Raw genomic sequence first — 24,778 nt, 5'->3', positions numbered from 1 at the left:
GAGCCGCCCGCCCGGGTGGTGGAAAGGCAGACACGGCCGCCTTAAAAGCGGCTGCCGCAAGGCATGCGGGTTCGACCCCCGCCCCGGGCACCAGCATTTGCCATACCATCTGGGTATCTGAATCCCGCAAAGTTGGCAAAGACCCACTACCCTTGAGCGCGGCACGGTCTCACCGTGTATCGACCCCCTGAGGGAGGCCTGAAAGTGAAGACTTCCAACCCGGTGCTGGCCCGGCTCGGCCAGGCGGCCGAGCGCGAGCGGGCCGCCGGGTACGCCCCGGCCGGTCCGTACGGGCAGCCCGGCTACGGGCAGCCGTACCCGACGACGGCGGGAGCCTACCCGGCCGCACCCCCTGCGGTGCAGCCGATGTCCATCGACGATGTTGTGGTCAAGACCGTCACCCTGCTCGGCATCACGGGGGTCTCCGCCACCGCGGCCTGGCTGCTGGTGCCGGACGCCCTGATGGGCGTCGCCTGGATCGGTGCGCTGGTGCTCGGCCTGGTGCTCGGCCTGGTGATCAGCTTCTCCCGGATGGCCAACCCGGCGCTGGTGATCGTCTACGCCGTGGTCGAGGGCGTCCTCGTCGGCGCGGTGAGCAAGGCATTCGAGTCGCTCTACAACGGCATCGTGCTCCAGGCGGTGGTCGCCACGTTCGGGGTGTTCTTCCTGATGGCGATCCTCTACCGGGCGAAGGCGATCCGGGCGACCCCCAAGTTCGTCCGGGGCGTCATCGCCGCGATGGTCGGCCTGTTCGCGGTCATTCTGATCAACCTGGTGCTGTCGTTGTTCGGCTTCGACACCGGCCTGCGCAGTGGTGGCCCGCTGGCGATCGGCTTCAGCCTGATCTGCATCGTGGTCGCCTCGCTCAGCTTCATCCTGAGCTTCCACGAGGTCGAAGAGGGCGTACGCATGGGCCTGCCCCAGCGTTACTCCTGGACTGCGGCGTTCGGCATTCTGGTGAGCCTCATCTGGCTCTACTTCGAGGTGCTGCGCCTGATCAGCTACTTCCAGGGTGACGACTGACGCCAATCGCGTCGTCGGCCTGGTCAGCTCTGCCGGACGCCCGCCCCGAGTAACTCGGGGCGGGCGTCCGCCGTTGTGGCCCAGCCACCGGTCGGGGTCTCGGAACTGGAACGCCGGGGCATTAGGGTCGGGGGATGGGTGCGGAGGAGTTGGGACGGTCGGTCGAACTGCTGGTCGGTCAGGTGGCGCACTGGATCGCGCCGCGGTGGGCCGCCTCGGCCACGGTCGGCAACGTCTCCAGGGCGGACCTGCTGCACCGGCTGATCCAGCAGATCGCCAACCTGGCCGCGGACGCCGAGGGCGGACCACGACGTACGGTGCCCCGCCTCGACAACGATCTCGCCCTACCCGACCAGCTTCGGGTGGTCACGGCCGACCTGCTGGCCGCCGCCCCGGCCGCGTCGGTGCTCGCGGAGGCGGAGGCGGAGGTGACGGCGACCCGCCGTGCCCTGTAGGGCATCGGCAGGGCCGGACCGTCCGCCCGGGGGAGTGCCCGGACTAGCTGAGCCGTTCCAGGATCAGGGCCATCCCCTGACCGCCGCCGACGCACATGGTCTCCAGGCCGATGCTCTTGTCGTGCCAGCGCATCGAGTTGATCAGGGTGCCGGTGATCCGCGCTCCGGTCATGCCGAACGGGTGGCCGACCGCGATCGCTCCCCCCATCACGTTCAGCTTCTCCAGCGGGATGTCCAACTCCCGGTACGAGGGGATCACCTGGGCGGCGAACGCCTCGTTGATCTCGACCAGGTCGACGTCGTCGATGGTCATACCGGCCCGCCGCAGCGCCTGCCGGGACGCCTCGACCGGCCCGAGGCCCATGATCTCCGGGGAGAGCCCGGTGACCCCGGTGGCGACGATCCGGGCCAGTGGGGTGATGCCGAGGTCGCGGGCGCGCTGCTCGCTCATCACGACCACCGCCGCCGCGCCGTCGTTCAACGGGCAGCAGTTGCCGGCGGTGATCCTGCCATCCGGGCGGAACACCGGCTTGAGGCCGGCCACCGCCTCCGTCGTCACCCCGGGACGGGGTCCGTCGTCGGTGCCCACCATCTCACCCGAGGGAAGCTTCACCGGTGTGATCTCGCGGGACCAGAAGCCGGCCGCGATCGCCTGTTCGGCGAGGTTCTGGCTGCGTACCCCGAACTCGTCCATCTCCGCGCGGGTGACGTCGTAGACCTGGGCCAGGTTTTCCGCGGTCTGCCCCATGGCCAGGTAGATGTCGGGTAGTGCGCCGTCGAGCCGGGGGTCGGTCCAGCGCTCGGCGCCGGCCTCGGTCCGGGCTGCGGACCGGGCCCGGGCCTCGGCGAAGCGCGGATTTTGCCAGCCTCCACCGACCAGGGCCTGAGCCTCCGAGGGCAGACTGTCCGAACTGCCGCGACTGAAGCGCGACACGCATTCGACGCCGGCCGAGACGAAGACATCTCCCTCACCTGCCGCGATGGCGTGGAAGGCCATCCGGGTGGTCTGCAGCGACGAGGCGCAGTAGCGGGTCACGGTCGCCGCCGGCAGGGTGTCGAGGCCGAGCAGGGTGGCCACCACCCGGCCCATGTTGAAGCCCTGCTCGCCGCCGGGCAGACCGCAGCCGAGATAGAGGTCGTCGATCTGGGTGGGGTCGAGCTGGGGTACCTGGTCGAGCGCGGCCTGGACGATGGTGGCGGCAAGGTCGTCCGGTCGCAGATCGCGCAGCGAACCCTTGCCGGCGCGGCCGATCGGGGAACGGGCGGTGGCGACGATGACGGCGGTGCGGGAGGGGTCGGTCGACATGGCTCCAACTTAACCGCCGGGTAACTTGTTGCGGAAGTGAGCGCCGCTGTGACCAATCCGGCCCGTCAGGCGCAAGCGTCGCCCGCGGCGGTCAGTGCTGGCGGGTCACCGCCGCCGCTTCGGCCACCGCCGGCAGCAGGGCGTGCGCCCAGACCCGGTACCCGTCCGCCGACGGGTGGTAGCCGTCATGGCAGAGCGTGCCGGCGTCGGCCCGGAAGACCGGCCCGGTCTCGGCAGCGAGGTCGACCGCGACCCCGCCCGCTTCCAGTACGGCCCGGGCTTGCGCCTTCGCGGTACGTCGACCGAGCAGGCCGGCGATCTGCCGTAGTGGCGGCGCGAGGGCGCGTACCGCCCCGAGATCCGGGCAGGTGCCGACGACGACCTCCACCCCGGCGTTGCGCAGTCGGCGTACGGCGGCGCCGAGGTAGGAGGCGGTCTCGCCGGTACGGCGCAACGCCGTCACGTCATTGGCCCCGATCAGGATCACCGCCACGTCCGGGCGTTCGCCGAGCAGTGCTCGCGCCACCTGGGTCGCCAGGTCAGTCGCCCGGGAGCCGGAGACACCCACGCTGGAGAGGTGGACCAGCCGTTGCCCCTGCGCCGCCATGGTCCCGCCGCCGATGCCCGCGCCCTCGGAGAGCAGCCAGGCGAGCTGGCCGCCGACGGTGTCCCGGAGCCGGTTGACACCGACCCCGAGTGCGGACGAGTCGCCGAGCAGGACCAGTCGCAGTGGTGGCGCACCGCTCCGGCCGACCACCGAGCGCAGCGCCAGGCCCAGTTCAGGTTCGGCGTACCGGCGGTTGCGGGCGAGTACGACCTCGCCGGCGAGCAGGGCCGCCCCGCCGACCGTACCGGCGACGAGCGTGATCGCGGCGGCCCGGCCGATCCGGCCCGCGATACCGCCCCGACGGCGCCCGGTCCTGCTCGCTGTCATGCTCGCTCCTCCACTGTGGATGACGTCGCTCCGGTCGCCGCCGGCCGTCCGTCGTGCCCGGGTTCCGGGCCGCTCGTCGCCGGCTCCAGTCCGCTCGCCGGCTCCAGTCCGGTCACCGCCGGCTCGGTACCGCTCGTTGTGGGCCCAGTGTCCCGTGCCGCCGGCTCCGGGCCACGCGCTGCCGGCTCCTCGCCGCGTTGGTGGCCGAACCAGGCGCGGCGGCGGCGCAGTTGTGCCCAGCGGCCGGCGGGTCCGCGTTCCCGGCCGCCGACCTCCGTGCCGCTGACCTCCGTACCGGCGTTGCGGGCGGCCTCGTGCGCGGCGGCCGGCAACGACCGGACCCCCTCGCCCACGGCGATCGGCGGACGCTGCTCCTCGGTCGCCCCGAGCACCATCAGCACGGTCGGCAACAGCGCCGCCGCGGCGACCGCGTACCCCTCCGCCGACGGGTGGAAGTGGTCCCAGGCGAACATCCGGGCGGGCTCGGCGGCGAACCGGGGGCCGAGCAGGTCGCCCAGGGAGACCGTGGCCCCACCGGCCTCGACCACCGCCACGGTCTGTGCGGCGGCCAGTTGTCGGCTCCAGCGCCGGGCCAGCCAGCGCAGCGGGGGTTTGATCGGTCGGATCGCACCCAGGTCGGGGCAGGTGCCGACAACCACCTGGGCGCCGGCCGCGCGCAGCTCGCGGACCGCGTCGACCAGATAGCGTACGGCGATCGGCAGCGGTGTACGGGCGGTTACGTCGTTTCCGCCGACCAGGATCACGGCCAGGTCCGGCTGCTGTTCCAGGGCGGCTTCCACCTGTGGGGCGAGCCCGGCGGACCGGCTGCCCACCACCGCGTACCGGTGCAGTCGGACCGGTCGGCGCAGTCGGCGCGAGACACCGGTCGCGAGCAGGGCACCCGGAGTCTCCCGTGGGCGGTGCACACCGTAGCCGGCGGCGGAGGAGTCACCGAGAATGACCATGGTCAGGGGCTTGCCCGGGAACCGGGCACCGTACACCCCGTTCCCACGCGGCGGCGGTGCCTCCGCGAGGGGAATGACCCGCCGGGCCTGCCGGGCCTGACCGATCAGCACTCCCCACGCCGCCACCGTGGTCGCCGCTGTGACGCCGGCGCCAAGGAGGGTCAGCTTCGCGACCCGGCGTGCGCGGCGCCACGGCGCCCGTTCCCGCGCCACCGAACCGGCCGTACTCATCAAGCGCCCCCCGCCTACGCGGTCATCCTGCGGCCTCCGAGGCTATCGCGGTGAGTCCTTCCGCGCTGTCATGGTTCCGGCTCCCGTGCGCCGAACCGGGTCGCGCTGGCTGTCCTTCCTGTCCCTTGTCCAGGGGTTCTCGCCCTCTGCGGCCTGGTGGGCACCTCCGTCCGGTTCCGGTCCTGGAAAGGATGTCGCCCCCATGTGCATCATGGGCGGAAGGAGGGTGCGGACAATGGCAAAGACACTGAAGCGGACGGCGGCATTCGCGGCGCTGGCCCGGGCACTGACATCCGGGTCGCGGGGCGGTCCGTCGTTGGGCGCCCGGCTGGCCGCGTTACCCCGGATGATCCGCGCGACCGCGCGCGGCGAGTACGACGGCGGCCTGCGACTGGCGCTGATGGCGGCGGCGACCGCGTACGTGGCGTCCCCGATCGACTTCGCCCCGGAACTGCTGCTGGCCGTCTTCGGCCTGGCCGACGACGCGCTGATGGTGACCTGGCTGGCCGGGAGCGTGCTCGCCGAGACCGAGCGTTTCCTGCTCTGGGAGGCGCGTCGGGACAGCGTGATCCCCGGTCACGTGGTGCCCTGACGGCACGTAGGCTGGCCTCGCAGCCATGGGGGCTGACCTGGTACAGCCACGGACCGCCGCCCCGGCCACGAGCCGAGGCCGGCCACGCGGAAAGGGCACAGTGAAGTGCGCTACTACGACAATGTCGTCGACCTGATCGGGCACACGCCCCTGGTGCGGCTGCACCAGGTCACCGCCGGCATCACCGCGACGGTGCTCGCCAAGGTGGAGTACTTCAACCCGGGCGGTTCGGTCAAGGACCGGATCGCGCTGCGGATGGTCGAGGAGGCGGAGAAGGCCGGGCTGCTCAAGCCCGGCGGCACGATTGTCGAGCCGACCAGCGGTAACACCGGTGTCGGGCTGGCCCTGGTCGCCCAGCTCAAGGGCTACAAGTGTGTGTTCGTCTGCCCGGACAAGGTCAGCGAGGACAAGCGCAACGTGCTGCGGGCGTACGGCGCCGAGGTCGTGGTCTGCCCGACCAATGTCGCGCCGGAGGACCCGCGCTCCTACTACAACGTGTCGAACCGTCTCGCCGCCGAGATTCCGAACGCCTGGAAGCCGAACCAGTACGCCAACCCGGCCAACCCGCGTTCGCACTACGAGACGACCGGCCCGGAGCTGTGGGAGCAGACCGAGGGGCGGATCACCCACTTCGTGGCCGGCGTCGGCACCGGCGGCACGATCTCCGGCATCGGCCGTTACCTCAAGGAGGTCTCCGGCGGGGCGGTGAAGATCATCGGAGCTGACCCGGAGGGCTCGGTCTACTCCGGTGGCACCGGCCGGCCGTACCTGGTCGAGGGGGTGGGCGAGGACTTCTGGCCGGAGGCGTACGACCAGAACGTCGCCGACCAGATCATCGAGGTGTCGGACAAGGCGTCGTTCGAGCTGACCCGGCGGCTGGCCCGCGAGGAGGGGCTGCTGGTCGGCGGCTCCTGCGGGATGGCCGTGGTCGCCGCGCTGGAGGTGGCCCGGCAGGCCGGACCGGACGACGTGGTCGTGGTGCTGCTGCCAGACGGCGGCCGGGGCTACCTGTCGAAGATCTTCAACGACGACTGGATGGCCCGCTACGGTTTCCTGGAGACCGACAATACCCAGCCGACCGTGGCCGACGCGCTGGCCAGCAAGCCGGGCGGGGTGCCGGAGCTGATCCACGTACACCCGACCGAGACGGTCCGGGACGCGATCGACTACATGCGCGAGTACGCCGTCTCCCAGTTGCCGGTGCTCAAGGCCGAGCCGCCGGTGGTCACCGGCGAGGTGGCCGGTTCGATCGCCGAACGGGACCTGCTCGACGCGCTCTTCACCGGTCAGGCACACCTGCACGACACGATCGAGCGGCACATGGGGCCGCCGCTGCCGATGATCGGTGGCGGGCAGCCGGTGAGCGAGGCGGTCGGGCTGCTGGAGAAGTCCGACGCCGCGCTGGTGCTGGTCGACGGCAAGCCCAGGGGCGTACTGACCCGTCAGGACCTGCTCGCCCACCTCGGCGCCCGCTGACCCGTCCGACGAGTGCACCCCGTTGACCCCCGGGTCGGCGGGGTGGCTCAGGGCAGGTCGCGGACGTAACGCCGCTGCATGGTCGGGGCGGTGCCGATCTGCTCGGTCCGGGTGGTGCCGTCGGCGGTCCAGCCGCCGCGCCGGTAGAACTCCTGGGCGCGAGTGTTGCCGGTGAGGACCCAGAGCGCGGCCCGGCGCCAGCCGCGTCCGTGCAGGGTCTCCAGCGCGTTGACCATCAACGCCCTGCCCAGGCCCCGGCCCCGCTGGTCGGGCTCCAGGTGGATGGCGCAGAGTTCGCCGTACCCGGCCGGGTCGAGTTCGTGCGGGCCGACGTAGCTGAAGCCGACCAGCCGGTCGCCCGCGTCGACCACGGTCATCAGGTGGGTTTCCCGCTCCCACTTCCACCGCTCGCTCCACCACGGGCCGAGTAGTTCCCCGGAGGAGGCGAGCGCCTCCGCGGGCAGGAAGCTGCCGTAGGCGGCCTGGCGGGAGCGCGCGTGCAGGGCGCCGACGGCGATCAGGTCATCGGCGGTGGCGGGGCGTAGGAGGGCGGTCACACGGGCGAGGATAGCCGGGGCACACGTACCCGGCCGAGGTCCTCGGCGATCACCAGGTCACCGGTGAAGTGCTCCCGTGCCTCGGCGGCGAATCGCGCCGGGTCCGGGTAGCGCTGGGAGAAGTGGGTGAGCACGAGGCGGCGTACCCCGGATTCCGTGGCCACCCGCGCGGCCTGCGCCGCGGTCAGGTGGCCGGCCTCGGCGGCCAGCGCGGCGTCCTCGGTCAGGAAGGTCGATTCGATCACCAGCAGGTCGGCGGCTTCGGCGAGGGCGTAGACCGCGTCGCAGAGTCCGGTGTCCATGACGAAGGCGAAGCGCTGGCCCCGGCGTGCCTCGCTGACGTCGGCCAGGAGCACGCGGCGTCCGTCGAGGTCGAGGTGGCCGGCGCGGATCAGGTCACCGATCGCCGGACCGGTGATGCCGTACGCGGCCAGCCGTTGCGGCAGCATCCGGCGTCCGTCCGGTTCGACGAGTTGGTAGCCGTACGCCTCGACGGGGTGGCGCAGCCGGCGGGCGGTGATCGTGCCGCCGCGTACCGGAATGGTTTGTCCCTCCCGTTCGACCGGCTCCGGGCGTATGTCGGCGGTTTCGTGGAAGGCGCTGGCGTGCCGTAGCCGGGCGAAGTACTCGGCGCCGCCGGCGGGGAAGTGGATCGGCACCGGGTGCGGCACCCGGTCCAGGGAGAGACGCTGGATCATCCCGGGTAGTCCGAGGCAGTGGTCGCCGTGGAAGTGGGTGACGCAGATCCGGGTGAGGTCGGTGGCGGAGGCACCGGCCCGGAGCATCTGTCGCTGGCTGCCCTCGCCCGGATCGAACATGATCATCTCGTCGTCCCAGCGCAACAGGTAGCCGTTGTGGTTGCGCTGCCGGGTGGGCACCTGGCTCGCGGTGCCCAGGATCACCAGTTCTCTGGTCACCGGGGGCTCTTTCAGGTTGGAGAGAGATCGCGGCCGGCGTCGGTACGTCGCCGGATATGGAACGACCCCCGGGGCTTCCGCGCGGTGCGCGGGCCGGTCGGACTGAACCGGCACCCCGGGGGTCGGGTGGCTGTCTGGAATTCGCCGCACCGCTGCCACACGGTCTCGACGGTTGTGCACTGTCAAGGACAGCGGCTAGCGGACAGCCACCTCACGAGTCCCGTTGCTACACAAAGCCTGGACCACCTCCCTTCACGTGTACGGCCACGTTAACCACACCGGGACGGGTCCGCCAATGGTTTTAGATCACTGGTCTGGTCCGGGTTCGCCCTGTCTCAGACGCTGGTACGGGCCACCCCGACCGGGCAACTCATCCCGTTCGGGCCGTGGTTGCAGTAATCGTCCGGGTTCTTGAACCCTGGCGGACGGTGTATTACTGATTCCCGCCTTCGCACCAACGCGACCGGTAAGCGTCGGCGCGGTGCTCGATTGCCGTCACGGTCACGACGCGGTCGTCCTCGTCGATCTCGTAGAGGACACGGTACGTGCCGCGCCTGGCCGACCAGGTGCCTTCGAACGGCGGCAGAAGAAGTCGTTTGCCGACGCGATGCGGGTTGTCGAGCAGAGCGGTGGTGATGAACTCGTAGACGGCCGCGGAGATCTTCTCTGGTAGCCGTCCGGCCAAGGCGCGGGCGGCCGGGCCGGTGACCTGAAGTCGGTAGCGGTCGGGGGCGGGGCCAGTCACCGTGCCCGCTTCGACCGCTTCGCCATCAGCGCCGCGAGTTCGTCGGCGTCGAGTACGTCACCGGCTTCGACGGCGGCCTTGGATTCGCCAAGTTGCCGCATGGCCTCGGCGCTGGAGAGAACCTCCAGGGTCTCTTCCAACGCGGCGAGGTCGTCGGCGGAAATGAGCACAGCGGCGGCGTGGCCGTGCCTGGTGATCTCTATCCGCTCATGGGTCGAGGCCACCTCGTCGATGAGTTCCGAAAGGCGGTTGCGGGCGTCAGTGAACGGCACGGTAGTCATGCTCGAAGTATAGGCAGATTCTGGCGCGAAGTCTGTACCAACTTCCGGCCGAGGCCACCGGGCCATAAGCCCGGTGGCCTGTGGTGGCTAGATGGTCTTCGCGACACCTACGGGGCAGGTCATCCCGTTCGGGCCGTGGGCCGGTCAGGTCGGGCGCGAAGGCCCTCTGCGTAGATGCCGTCATGTGGGCCAGCCTCGATCAGGCTCGCTCGCTTCTTTGCGCTTCACAGCGTGGAGTGGCTGGTCTCCTGCTGGGCGGCGCGGCGTAGGGATGCCAACGGTTCAGCTCGCGGAGCTGGATGGTGACACCCTGATCGATGAGGAGCTGCACGGAGGCCGGTGCTACTCGGTCGTCGGAGGTGAAGCGGCCGGGGTGCAGCGCCTCGCCCCGGTGGAACATGTTGACGTAGTTGCTCGGTGCGCAGCCGGCGTCGAGGAAGCCGCGAATCGTCTTCGCGTTGATCACCCGACCGATCGGGCTGTCGGGCGGCAGTGTCAAAGTGAATGGTTTGGTAGGCCATTCGGTCAGAAAGTCAGCGGCGGCCTCGCGGCCGATGATCATGTCGAGGGACATGGGGGTCTCCCAAAATCGCGGTCACATCGGTGGGAGGGGACATGGGATTTCCTGGAGGTGGCGATGCGGGCAGGAGATCACCGCGTACGTCACGACCCTGTTGCCGTTCTTGCTGGTGGTGTAGTGCCAGGTGGCGTCGCCCCCGTGCCTCAGTGACGCTTCTGTGTGCTCAAGCCAGTCGGCCGGGGTGCCGTACCTGAGAGTCGGGTCGGGCGGACACTGGGCATACGTTTCGGTGAGCCAGGCCAGCGGCCCCTGCAAGTCGGTCCATGTCCGCTTCGGCGTCGTCTGGCTTTGGCGCAGGAGGTAGTGGCCGTTCTGCATGGGCGGCGTGTTTGCCGCGATGAACGCAACCGTTTGCGCGTCGCCGGGGATGTCGCCGGGGCGCCGCTCATGCTCGTGCTGACGCTGGAAAAACTCATGCGAACCCAGCCAGGGGCCGTAACCGTGCCAATGGTGCGCCACCAGCGCCATCATCCCCTCCGGGGGCGGGCTGGCCACACGACTCGCGCGGCCAGCCCTCGATCGGTCGGTTAGCTGATCTCACCGGCCTGGTACGCCGCGAAGAAGTTGTTCAACTCCTGGCGGGTGAACCGGAGGGTCGGCGTGTCGGCGCCGAGCTTGCTGTCGCCGATGATGTAGGCGTCGGGGTTGCCGGGCAGGATGGCGGCGGCGACGCAGCTCTCCATGGAGAGGTTGTTGATGCCACCGCCGCAGAGCTTGCGGAGGTTCACGCTGGAGGCGTCGACCTCGTACAGATTGACCTTCTCCACGAGACAATCTCCTTTCAGGTGCGCTGTGCGGGGATTCGGTCCCCGCGCCGGTGGTGCCTGTGCGCCCGTCAGGCGTTGCCTGGTCAGGACAACTACTGGCGGGAGTCTGGGCGACTGTCGCCTTGGACGGCCGCCGGCTGGCTCGGCATCCAGCACATGATTCGCTCGAAGATGGCACGCACGTCCGGCGGCGGTCCCAGCGCCGAGTCGTAGACGTGCAGGTCGGAGACCGCGTCGACGAACTGGGTGCCGAGGTAGAGCATCAGCGCGATGCGTTGGTGTCGGAAGCTGACGGTCAGGTCGAGTCGGGCGTCCGCGCACGGCCAGGGTTGGGCGCAGACCCGGCAGCACCAGACCGGGCGCAACGGCAGGTGGAGTTGCCGACCGGCGACGGGTTTCGGGTCGATCACCAGGTTGGCCCTTTCGGTGCGGGGCGTTCGATGTCGAGGAGGACGCGGCGGCGGATGACGTATTCGGCTTCGGGGCGTTCGGGTTTGCCCATGGGTTTTTCGATGCCGCGTACGGGGATCCATTCCCGGTTGTCGTGATGGGTGTGGGTCGGGACTCGGGTGACCCGTAGGTGGAGGTCTCCGACGCCGGGTCGGCGGTTGGCTCCGGTGCCCCGGTAGTAGTCCTCGCCTTCGGCGTTGACGATGTCACCGATCCTGACCAGGGGTTCATCGGACATGGTGACGACCCCTGTTCCGGGGCACGCGGTAGCCCATGGCCTGCCCGTGGGTGAACAGCGGCAGCGGGCGCAGGTTCGCCGTACGCTCGTCGGCCCACGACGGACGGGCGGGCGGTGGGGGCGGGGCGGGTGGCTGTGGCTCGGTGGGCTTGACGGACCAGGGCCACAGGTGGACCCACCATCGGTGGTAGACGGTCATCGCATCTCCTCGACTTTGGAGGCGGGGCCGCCCCGACTTCCCTGCGGGACGGCCCCGCGCGGTTCCGCCCGTCCTTGCGGTGCGTGGGCGACATCCGAGGGGTATGGATTCGAGCGGTTCCGCTACTGCCACTCTCTGTGCCCGAGCACGCAGCTGCAACCATCTACGCTGACACATGTCATGATGGTTGTCTCGGTCGCGTCAGTCGGCGAGAATCAGTCCCAAGCTCGATGGGTGGATTGCTTCATTCCGAGACAGGAGGCTGAATGGCCAACGTGGGGTCATCCATACCGCGACGGCAGCTCGGGCGGTATTTGAAGCAGGCTCGCGAACAGGCTGGACTGTCCCTGGAGGCCGCCGGGGAGGTGCTGGAGTGGTCGCGGTCCACGATGTACCGCATCGAAGGAGGAGGGTCGCCGGTCAAGGCTCGCGATGTCGCGGCCATGTGTTCGCTGTACGGCACGTCCCCTGAGATGACGTCGGCGCTGATTGCCCTGGCGGCAGAGACGAAGGCGAACGGGTGGTGGCACGCCTACGGCGACACGTTGCCGACCTGGTTCGAGTTGTACGTCGGAATGGAATCGGCGGCCTCACGCCTGCGGCACTGGGAGCCGGACTCACTTCCCGGCTTGCTTCAGACGAGGGCGTACGCCGAACACCTGCTTCGGTCACATCCGGAGCTGGCAGAGCGGGAGGTCGGACGCCTGGTCGAGCTTCGGATGGAGCGCCAGAGGATTCTAAAGCGCAAGAATCCGGAACCTCCGCACCTTGAGGTCATTGTGGATGAGAACGTACTGCGCCGGCCGTGGCACGGGATGGCGGACCAGCTCGTCCACCTCCACAACCAGGTGGTCGCCGAGGTCGCAACCGTCCGCATTGTGCCTCGAGATGCGCCGCCCAACTACGCGCTTACCGGCGGCGGGTTCGTGATTTTGGAATTTCCTACAGTCGGCATCCGTACCCCCGAACCCACCACGGTTTACAGCGAGTCACTGACCGGAGCCCTGTATCTCGACAAACCGACGGAGGTCGCGGCGTACGCTGTGTGCTGGAGGGTGCTTGAAGGTCTGACGCTCAATGCAGACCGGTCAGCCGACCTACTAACCATGATCGTCAAGGAGATGCAGCAATGAGCAACCTAACCGGTGCCGTGTGGCGCAAGAGCAGCCGCAGTGGGGGCAACGGCGGGCAGTGCGTAGAGGTCGCCGACAACCTCACGGGCGTTGTTTTCGTCCGCGACACGAAGAACCGCGACGGAGGCACGCTGACCTTCGCCCCCGAGGCGTGGCGCGCCTTCGTCGGTTTCGCCAAGCAGGGCTAGCAGACCTTTTCGCGCCCCCGTGCCAGCTCGGTACGGGGGTGTTGCTTATCTCCGGTACGTCGAACGCCCCCGGCGCGTGGTGCCGGGGGCGTTCTAGGTATCGGGTGTGTAAACGGCGCTTCGTCGGCTACTCGGCTACCCGCGCGACGCCAACCGGGCAGCTCATGCCGTTCGGGCCGTGGTTGCAGTAGCCGTCCGGGTTCTTGGACTCCAGCGGACGGTGTGGTGCTGCTGTACTGGTCCGCCGACTGATCCGGCATCCTGACCATCCGCCTTGCCAGGAGTTCTGAAAAAGTTCAGAATTGACCATGTGGATGTCAAGGAAGTGCAGTGGAGCGAGTTGCAGCGTGATCCCAAGAGCGTCGCAGCGCTAGCCGATGCCGGCGACGTGCGCGTGCGACGCAGGGACGGCGCCGACCTGCTGTTGACCAGGGAAGATCGGATAGCCACTTCCGGCGAGGGAGCCATCGCCACCGTGCGGGCGCTCCGCAACCTTCTGGCGCATGTTCCCGTCGAGACCGCCGCAGCGGCGCTGAGCGAGGAGTTTCCCTGGCTCGGGCTGCTGCCTGCCGACGCGGTGGCTCAGTTCGTCGCCGAATTCATCAAGGCAGCGAGGATATCGGCTGAGTTGGGGCAATGGTCGGTGCTGGCCGAGATGCTGCGTGGGTGGAAGTCGACGGCCATGGTCTATGCCGATCCGGATCTTCTGCGCCAGCTGAGCGGACCGTTGGACAAGGACCTGGGCCCGGTGCCTGCTCCCGTGGATGGCGACGCTGATGCCCGCTAAGCGAGGCGATCGGGTGGCCCCGCCGGGGAAACCGGGCGGGTGGGAAGCGCGGTTCGCCACGTCCGAGGCCGCCAAAGGTTGGGAACACCTGTGTCAGGCCGCCCGGTCGAACACCTGGGAGGCGCGGTAGGTCGTTCTCACTGAACGACCTACCGCGCCGACAAATCCGGCGCGGCAGCATCGACTTTACGGCCCCCTGGGGCATCGCGAGATCGGCGGTAGACGTCTCGACCAATGGCAATACGAGGTGACGGCCGGCGGCCGAATCTGGTACTGCCCAGACGCGGACCGCCGGATCGTCTGGATTGTCGCAGCCGGTCCGTCACACCCGAAGCTGACTGAGTGATCAGCCCTCGGTCTTGGCGACCCCGACTGGGCAGGTCATCCCGTTCGGGCCGTGGTTGCAGTAGCCGTCCGGGTTCTTGGTCGGCGCGAGGTACTGCTGGTGGTAGTCCTCGGCGTAGTAGTACTCGCCCAGTTTGTCGATCTCGGTGGTGATCTCCGGCAGGCCGGCCTTCGCCACCACCGGGGCGAACGCCTCGCGGGACGCCCGGGCGATCTCCAACTGCTCGTCGTTTGTGGCGTAGATCGTCGAGCGGTACTGGGTGCCCACGTCATTGCCCTGGCGCATGCCCTGGGTCGGGTTGTGGTTCTCCCAGAAGACCTTGAGCAGGTCCTCGTAGCTGATCTTCGTGGGGTCGTAGACCACCTGGACCGCCTCGGTGTGCCCGGTCAGGCCGGAGCAGACCTCCTCGTACGTCGGGTTGGCGGTCTCTCCGCCGGCGTACCCGACGGAGGTGGAGATCACCCCTGGCAGGGTCCAGAACAGGCGCTCGGCACCCCAGAAACAGCCCATGCCGAAGACCGCCGTACGGCTGCCCTCGGGCCACGGCCCCTGCATCGGCGTGCCGAGTACGACGTGCTTGTCGGCCACCGGCATCCGGAAACTGCGTCCGGGCAGTGCCTCGCCGGGACCGGGCAGGTCGGCCTTCATTCGCCGTAGGAACACGGTTGGTCTCCTCTCGTACGTCTGCCGGGTGTAACGCTGGCCGGTCCGCGATCCTTACCCGGCTTACCCGCCACCGCGCGGCTCAGGCGGGTGGGAGCGCGGCGGTGATCCGGGCGGCGTACCCGGTCGCCGAGTCGGCGGAGTCGTACGTGGTGCGGGGCCAGAAGAAGCCGCGCAGGCCGTCGCCCTTGGTTCGGGGCACCACGTGGGTGTGCAGGTGCGGCACCGACTGGGAGACCCGGTTGTTCATGGCCACGAACGTGCCGCCGCTGCCGAGGCCGGTCTCGACCGCGACCGCGATCCGACGTACGAGGCCGAAGTATCCAGCAAGCGATGAAACGGGCAAATCGGGTAAAACCTCGTAGTGCTCGCGCGGTACGACCAGCACGTGACCCCGGAACACCGGCCTGGTGTCCAGAAACGCCACTCCGGCCGGTTCGTCGGCAACGGTGAAGGCCGGCACGGAACCCGCGACAATGCCACAGAACACGCAAGGCTTCACCGGGGCAGACTAACGTCACCCAGATGAACTACGGCTTCGAGACTCTCGCCATCCACGCCGGTCAGGAACCTGATCCACGTACCGGTGCGGTGGTCACACCCATCTACGCGACCAGCACCTACGCCCAGGACGAAGTCGGTTCACCCCGACTCGGCTACGAGTACAGCCGCTCGGGCAACCCGACCCGCGCGGCACTGCAGGAATGCCTCGCAGCGCTGGAGGGCGGCCAGGTCGGGCTCGCCTTCGCCAGCGGCCTCGCCGCCGAGGACGCCCTGCTCCGTACGGTCTGCCGGCCCGGCGACCACGTGGTGATCCCGGACGACGCGTACGGCGGCACGTACCGGCTCTTCGCCAAGGTGCTGCACCGCTGGGGGCTGGAGTGGACTCCGGCGAGGATCTCCGACCCGGACGCCGTACGGGCCGCCGTCCGCCCCGGCCAGACCAAGGTCGTCTGGGTGGAGACGCCGACCAACCCGCTGCTCGGCATCGCCGACATCGCGGCGCTCTCCGCGATCGCCCACGAGGCCGGAGCGCTGCTCGCGGTCGACAACACGTTCGCGTCGCCGTACCTGCAACAGCCGCTGGCGCACGGGGCGGACGTGGTGGTCCACTCCACCACCAAGTACCTCGGCGGCCACTCGGACGTGATCGGCGGGGCGCTCATCGCCGCCGACCGGGGACTGGGCGAGGAACTGACCTACCACCAGAACGCGATGGGCGGCGTACCCGGCCCGTTCGACGCCTGGCTCACCCTGCGCGGCGTGAAGACCCTCGGCGTACGGATGGACCGGCACTGCGACAACGCGGAGCGGGTGGTGGACTACCTGAGCACGCACCGGGCGGTCGCCGAGGTGCGCTACCCCGGCCTGCCCGACCACCCGGGACACGAGACGGCGGCCAAGCAGATGCGCCGGTTCGGCGGCATGATCTCGTTCCGGGCGGCCGGCGGCGAGGCGCACGCGGTGGAGATCTGCAACCGGGCCAAGCTCTTCGTGCTCGCCGAGTCGCTCGGCGGGGTGGAATCGCTGATCGAACACCCCGGTCGGATGACACACGCGAGTGCCGCCGGCTCGGCGCTTGAAGTTCCCGCCGATCTCGTGCGACTGTCTGTCGGCATCGAGACGGCTGACGACCTGCTCGCCGATTTGGAGCAGGCGCTCGGCTGAGGCTTCGGGGAGGGGTGGGGAGTGCAGGAGCTCATGCCGTCCTGGGTGGGCGCGACCGCCAAGCAGATCGCCCGGGCGGTCCGCCGAGGTGACGCGTCGGCGACCCAGGTGGTGGCCGACCACCTCGACCACATCGCCCGGAGCGACGGCGAACTCGCCGCGTTCCGGGTGATCCGGGGCGGCGAGGCGATCGTCGAGGCGGAGAAGGTCGACGAGCAGGACGACCTGGCCAACCTGCCGCTCGCCGGGGTGCCGATCGCGGTCAAGGAGAACACCGCCGTGGCCGGCCTGCCGACCTGGAACGGTTCCGCCGCCGCCCGCACCGCGGTCGCCGAGGAGGACCACGAGGTGGTCCGCCGGCTGCGCGGGGCGGGCGCGGTCATCGTCGGCGTCACCCGGATGCCGGAACTCGGCCTCTGGGCGCTCACCGACGACGAGAGTGCCACCACCCGCAACCCCTGGGACCCGGACCGTACCCCCGGCGGCTCGTCCGGCGGTGCGGCGGCAGCCGTCGCCTCCGGGCTGGTCCCGATCGCCCACGGCAACGACGCGTTGGGCTCGCTGCGCATCCCCGCCGCCTGCTGCGGCCTGGTCGCGCTCAAGCCCGGCTCGGGCGTGGTGCCGTCCCAACTTGGCGCGGACGACTGGTTCGGGCTGACCGAGCACGGCATCCTCGCCACCACCGTGGCCGACGCCGCCGTTGGCTTCTCCGTCCTCGCCGGCCGGCGTCCGGACAAGCTGGTCCCGCCACAGCGGCTACGGGTGGCGGTCTCGCTGCGCTCACCGGTGAACGGCGTACGCCCGGACGCGCCCAACACCGACGCGGTCGCCACCGGTGCCCGGCTCCTCGCCGCCGCCGGACACGACACGGTCACCGCCGACCCGGTCTACCCGACCGCGGTCGGCCTGCGCGGCATCGCCACCTGGCTCGCCGCCGCCGCCCGGGACGCCGAAGCGGCCGGAGTGGACCGGCGCAGTCTGCAACGGCGTACTCGGCGACACATCGGGCTCGGTGACTGGGCCTACCGCCGGGGTTACGTCCGGGAGGCCGACCGTGCCGCCTGGCGTGAGCGCTCCATCGGGTTCTTCACCGACAACTCCGTGGACCTGCTGCTCACGCCGGCGCTGGCCGCCGCCCCGCCGCCGGCCGACGGATGGGCGACCCGTTCCTGGCGGGCGAACATGCTGACCAACATCCGGTACGCCCCGTACGCCGCACCGTGGAACATCGCCGGCCTGCCGTCGCTGGTGGTGCCGGTCGGCGTACGCCCGGACGGGCTCCCGGTCGGGGTGCAGTTGGTCGGGCCGCCCGGCTCGGAACTGCTGCTGCTCGGCGTGGCCGGACAGTTCGAGATGACCGCTCCCTGGTCTCGACACGCCCCCGGCTGGCCCCGCGTCCCCCAACTCATCGCCTGACCGTAAGGAAGGGCCCCCTGTTATCGGAATCCGATGTATAAGGGGCCCTTCCTAACGCAAATGCCGTGCTGCTGTGATGCCGGGCATCAGTGGGCCGCCCCCGGTGACGGGCCCGGGGCGGGATGCGACGATCGGGACATGACGGACCTGGTCGGCCTTGCCGACGTACGCGCCGCGCGGGAACTGCTCGCCGGCATCACCCGGACCACCCCGCTTGAGCCGTCCCGGCCGCTGAGCGCCGCACTCGACGGGCCGGCCTGGCTCAAGTGCGAGCACCTGCAGCGCGCCGGGTCGTACAAGGTACGCGGCGCGTACGTCCGGATCTCCCGGCTGTCGGCGGCGGAACGCGCCCGTGGCGTGGTGGCGGCGAGCGCCGGCAACCACGCACAGGGGGTGGCCCTCGCCGCCGGCCTGCTCGGCATCTCCGCCACCGTCTTCATGCCGGTCGGCGCGCCCCTGCCCAAGGTCGCCGCGACCAAGGGGTACGGCGCCCAGATCGAACTGGTCGGCAACACCGTCGACGAGTCGCTCGTCGCGGCCCGGGACTTCGCCGACCGCACCGGGGCGGTCTTCATCCACCCGTTCGACCACGCTGACGTGATCGCCGGCCAGGGCACGGTCGCGCTGGAGATCCTGGAGCAGTGCCCGGAGGTGAAGACGATCGTCGCCGGAGTGGGCGGTGGTGGGCTCGTCTCCGGCATCGCGGTGGCGGCGAAGGCCATCCGACCCGACGTACGCGTGATCGGGGTGCAGGCGGCGGGCGCCGCAGCCTTCCCGCCCTCGCTCCTCGCCGGCCGGCCGGTACGCCTGCCCGCCTACTCCACCATCGCCGACGGCATCGCCGTGGGGATTCCCGGCGACCTGACCTTCGCGCACGTCAGCAAGTTGGTCGACGAGGTCGTGACGGTTTCCGAGGAGGACATCTCCCGGGCCTTGCTGATGCTCCTGGAACGGGGCAAGCAGGTGGTCGAACCGGCCGGGGCGGTGGGCGTGGCCGCATTGCTGGCCGGCGTCGTCGAGGTGGAGGCGCCGGTGGTCGCGGTCCTCTCCGGCGGCAACATCGACCCGCTGCTGATGCTGCGGGTGATCGAGCATGGGCTCGCGGCGGCCGGCCGTTATCTGCGGTTGACCGTGCGCTGCAACGACCGTCCGGGTCAGTTGGCGCTGCTGCTGAGCCAGATCGCCGAGCACCGGGGCAACGTGGTCGACGTGGTGCACCTGCGGCAGAACCCGCACCTGGGGCTCGGCGAGGTCGAGGTCGCGCTCTCGGTGGAGACCCGGGGCGCGGAGCATTCCGATCGACTGATCAGCGCGCTACGGGCCAGCGGGTACCAGGTCGCCTTCGGCGAGACGGCCGGCTGACCTTCCGTCCCGTCGTCTGTACGGCAGGGAGTTGGCTGACCGGGGTCGGATCTGGCACCTCGACCCCGGTCGCGCCGTCGTGGACGGGACGGCGTCGCCGTCCCGGAGGGATCAGCCGCCGAACGGTTCGAAGGCCACCACGGTGACCTTGATGTCCGCGCCGCTTGGCGCGGTGTAGGTGACCGTCTGACCGGCGCGGCTGCCGAGGATGGCCTTGCCCAGGGCGGACTCCGGGCTGTAGACCGTGAGGTCGGTGGTGGCCGCGATCTCCCGGGAACCGAGCAGGAAGGTCTCCCGGTCCTCCTCGTCGTCGTCGAAGTGGATCGTGACGACGGTGCCGGGGGCGACAGAATCGGCCTTGGGTGCCTCACCCACCTGGGCGGTACGCAGCAGTTCCTGCAGGTAGCGGATGCGCCCCTCCTGCTTGCCCTGCTCCTCGCGGGCGGCGTGGTATCCGCCGTTCTCCCGCAGGTCGCCTTCTTCACGGCGTGCGTTGATCTCCGCGGCGATCACCGGGCGGCCAGCGATCAACTCGTTGAGCTCTGCCTGCAGGCGGTCGTGCGCGTCCTGGGACAGCCAGGTGGCGGGCGCCTCGCGGTCGGTCGTCGACACAGACGATCTCCTCGGGTGAACGGACTACGGCGGACAGGACGAAGTACCAAGTTACCAGTGCGCTACACACCGGACGGGCAGTGATTTATTGCCGAACCCGACTGATCCGCCCGAATCAGCTCCCCGGCAGCCTCTACGGCCTGTTCTGGGAGCGCTACCCCCGGTCCGGTACGTCGCGGGTTCAGGCGGGGCAGCCGGCCGAGGGCTGGCTCAGTTCGCGGCCCGGCAGCGGAGCACCTCGCCGATTATCGCCACGCCGGAGGTCTTGAGCAGGTGCTCGACCACCGGCTGGCGCTCACCGGGCGGGGCGTCGACGCGTACCTCTTCGCGGGCGACCTCGGCGCCGTCCCGGGAGCGTGCCCGTACGGCGCAGACCGCCGACCCGCCGGCCGGTACGGTCACCCGGAACACCAGCCGCAACTGGCTGTCGGTAATGTCGGTGTAGGTGATCACCTGAGCGTCGTACGTGGGATCGCCGTACTGCCGGTAGAGCCGGGCCGCGGCTAGTCCCAGCACGGCCAGCAGGGCGACCGCCAGCAGTGCGCTGAGCCAGGGCCGCCGGCGTCCGGAGGTGCGGCGGTGTCCGTACCGGCCCTCGGGGAAGACCGGCGTGTCGGAGGAACGGGTGGCGTTCGTCTCGGTCACCGGGCACATCTCCTGCGGGGCACGTTGTCGGTGGCATCGGCCAGAATGGCAGAGTCCATCTTCGCAGCCGGTGACCGAACGATACCGGCAGGTCAGCCAGTCGAGCCGCGGGGGCTCGACGGCAGCACGGACGAGGAGCATCCGTTGGCAGAGCAACTACGTCTCATGGCCGTACACGCCCATCCCGACGACGAGTCGAGCAAGGGCGCCGCGACCATGGCGAAATACGTCGCCGAGGGCGTGAGCGTGCTCGTGGCGACCTGCACCGGGGGTGAGCGCGGCAGCGTACTCAACCCCAAGCTGGACCGCCCGGACGTCTGGGCGAACATCGCCGACATCCGCCGGGCGGAGATGGACGCCGCCCGGGCGATCCTCGGTGTGGAGCAGGCGTGGCTCGGGTTCGTGGACTCCGGGCTGCCCGAGGGCGACCCACTGCCGCCGCTGCCCGAGGGCTGTTTCGGGCTGCAGGACCTGACGGTGGCGACCCGCCCGCTGGTTCGGCTGATGCGGGAGTTCCGGCCGCACGTGGTGACCACCTACCCGGAGGACGGCGGCTACCCGCACCCGGACCACATCATGTGCCACAAGATCACCGTGGCCGCCTTCGAGGCCGCGGGTGACCCCGAGCAGTTCCCGGAGCTGGGTGAGGCATGGCAGCCCTTGAAGCTCTACTACGACATCGGCTTCTCCAAGGCGCGGTTGATGGCGCTGCACGAGGCGGTGCTCGCGGCGGGGCTCACGTCGCCGTACGAGGAGTGGCTCAAGAACTGGGAGAACCGCCCGGACAAGGGGCCACGGGTCACCACCCGGGTGGAGTGCGCGGAGTACTTCCCCGTCCGCGACGACGCGTTGCGGGCTCACGCCACCCAGATCGACCCGGACGGCTTCTTCTTCCAGGTGCCGATGGAGATCCAGCAGCGGTCCTGGCCGACCGAGGACTTCGAGTTGGTCAAGTCGCTGGTGGAGAGCCCGATGCCGGAGTCTGACCTGTTCGCTGGCATCCGTGGGACCACCCATGCCCGTTGACCCAGTCCAGGCGTACTGTTATGAAAGCTCGCCTATCGAAGGATCCCAGTCATGCTGACCGCTGTGCAGGTGCTCGCGGCGAACAACTTCGGGGACACCCGGACCGGTGGCCTGGCCGGTCCGATGGGCCTCTTCCTGATCGTGGTGCTGGCCATCGCCACGGTTCTGTTGATTCGCAACATGAACGCGCGGCTGCGGCGGTTGCCGGACCGGTTCCCCGACCAGTCGCTCGACGCCCGGTCCGGGAGGGTCGATTCGTCCGTTACGGGGGCCGGTGAGGTGGACTCGACAGAGGAATCTGGCGGGAGCGCTCCCAGTGCCTCCCACCAGGGCGGGAACGACCGCTAGCGGGCATGTTCCCGGCTAAACCGGCCGGCCGCCCCCTGTTGCGCCAAACCGGTTTGGCTTAGCCTTCCGCCGGGGACCAAAAGTCCCCGCACCGTGCGCGGGAGGGGGCGCCGATGAGAGTCAGATCCGACGCCCGGCGCGGTGCGCGGCCCGCTGACGCCCTGCGTCCGGGGACTGCGGGCGGAGGCGGCCCGTGACATCGGGCCGACCGGCCGCCCCACGGTTCGCGGCCCTGGTCGGCATCACCGAAACGCCCCGCCGCATGCTCGTCCTCACCGCGGCGGTGCTGGCGGCGGCGCTCGCCGCCGCCGGTGCCGGACTCGCGGTCCCGGCCCAACTGCCACCGGACGACCCGCTCGACTCCGTCGAACCGCTCGTCCGGATCGCCATCGTCGCCGGCGTGTTCGCGCTCGCCCAACTCGCCCGGCTCCGTTTCCGGGTCGCGGCCGGCATGGTGAACGTGACCTGGGGCGAAGCCGCACTCGTCATCGGGCTCTACCTGGCGCCCGCCGGTTGGCTCCCGGTCGCGGCACTGGTCGGGGCGGGACTCGGCTGGGGAGTGCTGTCGATCTTTCCAGATCGGCGTTCGGTCGTCGAGGTGGTGCACATCGCCGCCTCCCTGACCGCCGCCATCGCCGTCGCCACCACTGTCACCACCACCTTCGGCGCCCCACTCGGTGCCGGGCTCACCCCCGCGCTCACCATCGCCCTGCTGCTCGGCGCGTCGACCTACCTGCTGGCCAGCGGTTGGCTCGCCGCGCTGACCATGTCGCTGCGGCACCGGCTGCCGATGGGGCAGCTACTGCTGCGCGCGTTGCGCGGCAAGCTCCTGATGTTCGTCGGCAACGTCCTGGTCGGTCTCGCCGTCGTCACCATCCTCGAACACAGTCCCCGCTGGCTGCTGGCGCTGCCACCGGTCTGGTGGCTGCTCCAGCAGACGTACGGCCAGCGGCTGCGGGCCCACGACGAACGCCGTACCTGGCGCGCCTTCGCGGAGGCGACCAGCACCCTCAACAAACTTGACGAACGGGGCGTGGCGATCGCCGGGGTGAACGGCGCACTGGCTGTCTTCGGCGCGGACGGAGTCGACCTCGACGTCGCCCGGGGCGACGGGCGGTGGCGGCGCTACAGCGTCACCGCCGGCGGACCGGTGACGGACCAGGACGTGCTGGTGCGCGTCCAGGGCGGCAGCGGCGGCCACGTGCTGTCCCGTCCGCTTGAGGTCGGCACCGCGCAGGTCGGCGAACTCCGGGTGCGACTGCCCCGGTCGGTAGTCCCCGGCGAGCGGGACCAGGACGTGCTGTCCGCGTTCGCCGACGCGCTCGCGGCGGCCCTGCACGATGCCGCCACCCACCAGGAACTGCGAATCATGGCCGCCCAGTCGTCGTACGAGGCGGTGCACGACCCGTTGACCAAACTGGTCAACCGCGCGGCCATGCTGAGCAAGGGCGACCTCGCACTGCACCGGCTCGGGCACGACCACCCGGTGGCGTTGCTGCTGCTCGACATCAACAACTTCAAAGAGGTCAACGACACCCTCGGGCACGCCGCCGGAGACGAACTGCTCCAGGTGACCGCCCGCCGACTGCAGGAACTCCGCCGCGACGGCGAGGTGCTCGGCCGGCTCGGCGGCGACGAGTTCGCACTGCTGATCACGTCGCTACCGGCCACGCCACTGCCGGCGGTCGCGCTGCCGACGACCGCGCTCCCCCTGCCGGTCGCGACCGAACTGAACATCTTCGGTGAGTGGCCCGCCTCGCTGCCGTACCCGCTGCGCCGGGCTCGGGAGATCGTGGCCGAGCTGGCCGCACCGACCGAGGTCGCCGGCGTACGGATGTCGGTCGAGGCATCGGTCGGCGTGGTGGTGGCCGGCGCCGGCACCGCCGACATGACCGAGCTGCTGCGCCGAGCCGATATCGCGATGTACCAGGCCAAGGCGGGCGGAGGAAGCGTCGCCAGTTACGACAGCGGCCAGGACGCGGCCAGCACCGACCAGCTCGCGCTCCTCGCCGAGCTGCGTGAGGCGCTCGCCTCGGACGACCAGCTCATGCTCGCCCTGCAACCCGCGGTCGACCTCGCCACCGGTGCGCCAACCGGGGTGGAGGCGCTGATCCGCTGGCGACACCCGCGTCGCGGTCGACTCGGACCGGTCGACTTCGTCCGCACCATCGAGGGCAGCGAACTGCTCGGCCCGTTCACCCGGTACGTGATCGACAAGGCGCTCGCGGTCGCCGCCGACTGGGCCCGGCACGGACTCGACGTACCGATTTCGATCAACCTTTCCGCGCGCAGCCTGCTCGACCCGAGGCTGCCGGCGGAGGTGGCCGAGTCGTTGCGCCGGCATCAGGTGCCGGCCCACCGGCTGGTGCTGGAGATCACCGAGACGGTGGTGATGAGCGAGCTGGGCGTGATCGACGAAGTGCTATCCGAACTCCGGGCGATGGGGATCCAGCTCGCGGTGGACGACTTCGGCACCGGCTTCTCCTCGCTCACCTTCCTGACCCGGGTGCCCGTCGACGAACTCAAGGTGGACCGCTCCTTCGTGATGGCGATGGCCGACTCGCCGGAGGCCGCGGCGATCGTACGGTCGACCGTCGGGCTCGGACGGGAGCTGGGCCTACGGGTGGTGGCCGAAGGGGTGGAGACCGCCGACCAGCGCGCCGCCCTGGCCGAACTCGGCTGCACGGCGGCCCAGGGCTACCACTTCTTCCGGCCGATGCCCTCCGACAAGATCGTCACGGTGCTCCGTAGCCAGCTCGACAGCGCCCAGCAGGCAAGGATCTTCCCGCTGCGCGCCGACGGCGCTTCCTGACCGGCAGCTCGCCCCAGGCACCGGCGACAGCGCAGACCGGGGGACGCGGGCGCGGT

At 70.1% G+C, this 24,778-nt stretch carries 30 protein-coding genes, 1 tRNA gene and 2 pseudogenes; 14 read left to right on the top strand and 19 right to left on the bottom strand.

Going from position 1 to position 24,778, the window contains the following annotated elements; translation table 11 throughout:
* Positions 1-9: 9 nt before the first annotated feature.
* The 3 genes from ACIBF5_RS08295 to ACIBF5_RS08285 all read left to right on the top strand — a co-directional run bounded on the left by ACIBF5_RS08295 (position 10) and on the right by ACIBF5_RS08285 (position 1,478).
* A tRNA-Leu gene (locus ACIBF5_RS08295) sits at positions 10-93 on the top strand.
* Between the two features lie 111 nt (positions 94-204).
* The gene (locus ACIBF5_RS08290) at positions 205-1,023 is read left to right on the top strand and encodes a Bax inhibitor-1/YccA family protein (RefSeq protein WP_396809368.1); all 819 of its coding nucleotides are present in this window, start codon (positions 205-207) and stop codon (positions 1,021-1,023) included.
* Positions 1,024-1,157: 134 nt separating this feature from the next.
* Positions 1,158-1,478, top strand: a complete 321-nt coding sequence (locus tag ACIBF5_RS08285; protein WP_396809366.1) for a hypothetical protein — start codon at positions 1,158-1,160, stop codon at positions 1,476-1,478.
* A gap of 43 nt (positions 1,479-1,521) precedes the next feature.
* Here the strand turns inward: ACIBF5_RS08285 and ACIBF5_RS08280 are convergent, their stop codons facing one another.
* The 3 genes from ACIBF5_RS08280 to ACIBF5_RS08270 form a co-directional block, all read right to left on the bottom strand.
* Positions 1,522-2,784 (bottom strand): acetyl-CoA C-acetyltransferase, encoded by a 1,263-nt coding sequence (locus ACIBF5_RS08280; RefSeq protein WP_396809364.1) that lies wholly within the window; start codon positions 2,782-2,784, stop codon positions 1,522-1,524.
* 91 nt (positions 2,785-2,875) lie between these two features.
* Positions 2,876-3,718, bottom strand: coding sequence for an SGNH/GDSL hydrolase family protein (locus tag ACIBF5_RS08275; protein ID WP_396809363.1), 843 nt, complete (start codon positions 3,716-3,718; stop codon positions 2,876-2,878).
* Positions 3,715-4,914, bottom strand: a complete 1,200-nt coding sequence (locus tag ACIBF5_RS08270) for an SGNH/GDSL hydrolase family protein (protein WP_396809361.1) — start codon at positions 4,912-4,914, stop codon at positions 3,715-3,717. Before ACIBF5_RS08270 ends, ACIBF5_RS08275 begins: the two co-directional genes overlap by 4 nt.
* A 235-nt stretch (positions 4,915-5,149) precedes the next feature.
* Between ACIBF5_RS08270 and ACIBF5_RS08265 the strand changes: the two genes are divergently transcribed.
* Positions 5,150-5,506 (top strand): YkvA family protein, encoded by a 357-nt coding sequence (locus tag ACIBF5_RS08265; RefSeq protein ID WP_396809359.1) that lies wholly within the window; start codon positions 5,150-5,152, stop codon positions 5,504-5,506.
* Between the two features lie 105 nt (positions 5,507-5,611).
* On the top strand, positions 5,612-6,982 hold the full coding sequence (locus ACIBF5_RS08260) for a cystathionine beta-synthase (protein WP_396809357.1): 1,371 nt from the start codon (positions 5,612-5,614) through the stop codon (positions 6,980-6,982).
* 47 nt (positions 6,983-7,029) lie between these two features.
* On the opposite strand, the gene ACIBF5_RS08255 is transcribed toward ACIBF5_RS08260, so the two are convergent.
* The 11 genes and pseudogenes from ACIBF5_RS08255 to ACIBF5_RS08205 form a co-directional block, all read right to left on the bottom strand.
* Positions 7,030-7,539 (bottom strand): GNAT family N-acetyltransferase, encoded by a 510-nt coding sequence (locus ACIBF5_RS08255; protein WP_396809355.1) that lies wholly within the window; start codon positions 7,537-7,539, stop codon positions 7,030-7,032.
* Positions 7,536-8,456: a ribonuclease Z gene (locus tag ACIBF5_RS08250; protein WP_396809353.1), complete on the bottom strand. Its 921-nt coding sequence runs from the start codon at positions 8,454-8,456 to the stop codon at positions 7,536-7,538. The genes ACIBF5_RS08255 and ACIBF5_RS08250 overlap by 4 nt, the downstream gene beginning before the upstream one ends.
* Before the next feature lie 335 nt (positions 8,457-8,791).
* Positions 8,792-8,869: pseudogene (locus ACIBF5_RS08245) on the bottom strand (peptide-methionine (S)-S-oxide reductase); the annotation flags it as partial.
* A 20-nt stretch (positions 8,870-8,889) separates the two neighbouring features.
* Positions 8,890-9,201, bottom strand: a complete 312-nt coding sequence (locus ACIBF5_RS08240; RefSeq protein WP_396809351.1) for a type II toxin-antitoxin system RelE/ParE family toxin — start codon at positions 9,199-9,201, stop codon at positions 8,890-8,892.
* Complete coding sequence (locus ACIBF5_RS08235) at positions 9,198-9,482, bottom strand: type II toxin-antitoxin system Phd/YefM family antitoxin (RefSeq protein ID WP_396809349.1); 285 nt, start codon at positions 9,480-9,482, stop codon at positions 9,198-9,200. The genes ACIBF5_RS08240 and ACIBF5_RS08235 overlap by 4 nt, the downstream gene beginning before the upstream one ends.
* A gap of 199 nt (positions 9,483-9,681) precedes the next feature.
* Entirely contained in the window at positions 9,682-10,056 is a 375-nt protein-coding gene (locus ACIBF5_RS08230) for a hypothetical protein (RefSeq protein WP_396809347.1), read from the bottom strand.
* A gap of 21 nt (positions 10,057-10,077) precedes the next feature.
* Positions 10,078-10,530, bottom strand: coding sequence for a hypothetical protein (locus ACIBF5_RS08225; protein WP_396809345.1), 453 nt, complete (start codon positions 10,528-10,530; stop codon positions 10,078-10,080).
* A gap of 59 nt (positions 10,531-10,589) precedes the next feature.
* Complete coding sequence (locus tag ACIBF5_RS08220; protein WP_396809343.1) at positions 10,590-10,829, bottom strand: DUF397 domain-containing protein; 240 nt, start codon at positions 10,827-10,829, stop codon at positions 10,590-10,592.
* Positions 10,830-10,921: 92 nt separating this feature from the next.
* Positions 10,922-11,239: a hypothetical protein gene (locus tag ACIBF5_RS08215; RefSeq protein ID WP_396809341.1), complete on the bottom strand. Its 318-nt coding sequence runs from the start codon at positions 11,237-11,239 to the stop codon at positions 10,922-10,924.
* Entirely contained in the window at positions 11,236-11,517 is a 282-nt protein-coding gene (locus ACIBF5_RS08210) for a hypothetical protein (protein WP_396809339.1), read from the bottom strand. The genes ACIBF5_RS08215 and ACIBF5_RS08210 overlap by 4 nt, the downstream gene beginning before the upstream one ends.
* Positions 11,507-11,716, bottom strand: a complete 210-nt coding sequence (locus tag ACIBF5_RS08205; RefSeq protein ID WP_396809337.1) for a hypothetical protein — start codon at positions 11,714-11,716, stop codon at positions 11,507-11,509. Before ACIBF5_RS08205 ends, ACIBF5_RS08210 begins: the two co-directional genes overlap by 11 nt.
* 266 nt (positions 11,717-11,982) lie before the next feature.
* Here ACIBF5_RS08205 and ACIBF5_RS08200 point away from each other — a divergent pair, with 266 nt between their 5' ends.
* The gene (locus ACIBF5_RS08200; protein WP_396809335.1) at positions 11,983-12,849 is read left to right on the top strand and encodes a helix-turn-helix domain-containing protein; all 867 of its coding nucleotides are present in this window, start codon (positions 11,983-11,985) and stop codon (positions 12,847-12,849) included.
* Positions 12,846-13,037 (top strand): DUF397 domain-containing protein, encoded by a 192-nt coding sequence (locus ACIBF5_RS08195; protein ID WP_396809334.1) that lies wholly within the window; start codon positions 12,846-12,848, stop codon positions 13,035-13,037. Before ACIBF5_RS08200 ends, ACIBF5_RS08195 begins: the two co-directional genes overlap by 4 nt.
* Before the next feature lie 127 nt (positions 13,038-13,164).
* On the opposite strand, the pseudogene ACIBF5_RS08190 reads toward ACIBF5_RS08195, so the two are convergent.
* A pseudogene (locus tag ACIBF5_RS08190) lies at positions 13,165-13,245 on the bottom strand (peptide-methionine (S)-S-oxide reductase); the annotation flags it as partial.
* 102 nt (positions 13,246-13,347) lie between these two features.
* Between ACIBF5_RS08190 and ACIBF5_RS08185 the strand changes: the two are divergent.
* Entirely contained in the window at positions 13,348-13,824 is a 477-nt protein-coding gene (locus tag ACIBF5_RS08185; RefSeq protein WP_396809332.1) for a hypothetical protein, read from the top strand.
* Between the two features lie 346 nt (positions 13,825-14,170).
* Here ACIBF5_RS08185 and msrA read toward each other — a convergent pair whose 3' ends face one another.
* Together msrA and ACIBF5_RS08175 are read right to left on the bottom strand one after the other, a co-directional pair.
* Entirely contained in the window at positions 14,171-14,833 is a 663-nt protein-coding gene (gene msrA, locus ACIBF5_RS08180; RefSeq protein WP_396809330.1) for a peptide-methionine (S)-S-oxide reductase MsrA, read from the bottom strand.
* Positions 14,834-14,915: 82 nt separating this feature from the next.
* Positions 14,916-15,323 carry an HIT family protein gene (locus ACIBF5_RS08175; protein ID WP_396809328.1) on the bottom strand — a complete coding sequence of 136 codons (408 nt, stop codon included), beginning with the start codon at positions 15,321-15,323 and terminating at the stop codon, positions 14,916-14,918.
* Positions 15,324-15,358: 35 nt separating this feature from the next.
* Here ACIBF5_RS08175 and ACIBF5_RS08170 point away from each other — a divergent pair, with 35 nt between their 5' ends.
* The 3 genes from ACIBF5_RS08170 to ilvA all read left to right on the top strand — a co-directional run bounded on the left by ACIBF5_RS08170 (position 15,359) and on the right by ilvA (position 19,279).
* Positions 15,359-16,501: a cystathionine gamma-synthase gene (locus ACIBF5_RS08170; RefSeq protein ID WP_396809326.1), complete on the top strand. Its 1,143-nt coding sequence runs from the start codon at positions 15,359-15,361 to the stop codon at positions 16,499-16,501.
* 33 nt (positions 16,502-16,534) lie between these two features.
* Positions 16,535-17,917 carry an amidase gene (locus tag ACIBF5_RS08165; RefSeq protein WP_396809423.1) on the top strand — a complete coding sequence of 461 codons (1,383 nt, stop codon included), beginning with the start codon at positions 16,535-16,537 and terminating at the stop codon, positions 17,915-17,917.
* Positions 17,918-18,055: 138 nt separating this feature from the next.
* Positions 18,056-19,279 carry a threonine ammonia-lyase gene (gene ilvA / locus ACIBF5_RS08160; RefSeq protein WP_396809324.1) on the top strand — a complete coding sequence of 408 codons (1,224 nt, stop codon included), beginning with the start codon at positions 18,056-18,058 and terminating at the stop codon, positions 19,277-19,279.
* Positions 19,280-19,390: 111 nt separating this feature from the next.
* On the opposite strand, the gene greA is transcribed toward ilvA, so the two are convergent.
* Together greA and ACIBF5_RS08150 are read right to left on the bottom strand one after the other, a co-directional pair.
* Positions 19,391-19,891, bottom strand: a complete 501-nt coding sequence (gene greA / locus ACIBF5_RS08155) for a transcription elongation factor GreA (RefSeq protein WP_396809322.1) — start codon at positions 19,889-19,891, stop codon at positions 19,391-19,393.
* A gap of 210 nt (positions 19,892-20,101) precedes the next feature.
* On the bottom strand, positions 20,102-20,536 hold the full coding sequence (locus ACIBF5_RS08150) for a DUF4307 domain-containing protein (protein ID WP_396809320.1): 435 nt from the start codon (positions 20,534-20,536) through the stop codon (positions 20,102-20,104).
* Between the two features lie 144 nt (positions 20,537-20,680).
* Between ACIBF5_RS08150 and mca the strand changes: the two genes are divergently transcribed.
* The 3 genes from mca to ACIBF5_RS08135 all read left to right on the top strand — a co-directional run bounded on the left by mca (position 20,681) and on the right by ACIBF5_RS08135 (position 24,722).
* The gene (mca, locus tag ACIBF5_RS08145; protein ID WP_396809318.1) at positions 20,681-21,562 is read left to right on the top strand and encodes a mycothiol conjugate amidase Mca; all 882 of its coding nucleotides are present in this window, start codon (positions 20,681-20,683) and stop codon (positions 21,560-21,562) included.
* Positions 21,563-21,613: 51 nt separating this feature from the next.
* Positions 21,614-21,910 carry a hypothetical protein gene (locus ACIBF5_RS08140; protein ID WP_396809316.1) on the top strand — a complete coding sequence of 99 codons (297 nt, stop codon included), beginning with the start codon at positions 21,614-21,616 and terminating at the stop codon, positions 21,908-21,910.
* Between the two features lie 262 nt (positions 21,911-22,172).
* Positions 22,173-24,722, top strand: a complete 2,550-nt coding sequence (locus ACIBF5_RS08135; RefSeq protein WP_396809421.1) for a putative bifunctional diguanylate cyclase/phosphodiesterase — start codon at positions 22,173-22,175, stop codon at positions 24,720-24,722.
* Positions 24,723-24,778 lie beyond the last annotated feature (56 nt).

The organism is Micromonospora sp. NPDC050417 (assembly GCF_044458865.1).
Classification (GTDB): domain Bacteria; phylum Actinomycetota; class Actinomycetes; order Mycobacteriales; family Micromonosporaceae; genus Micromonospora_G.
This window is presented reverse-complemented; position numbering and strand designations above follow the sequence as displayed.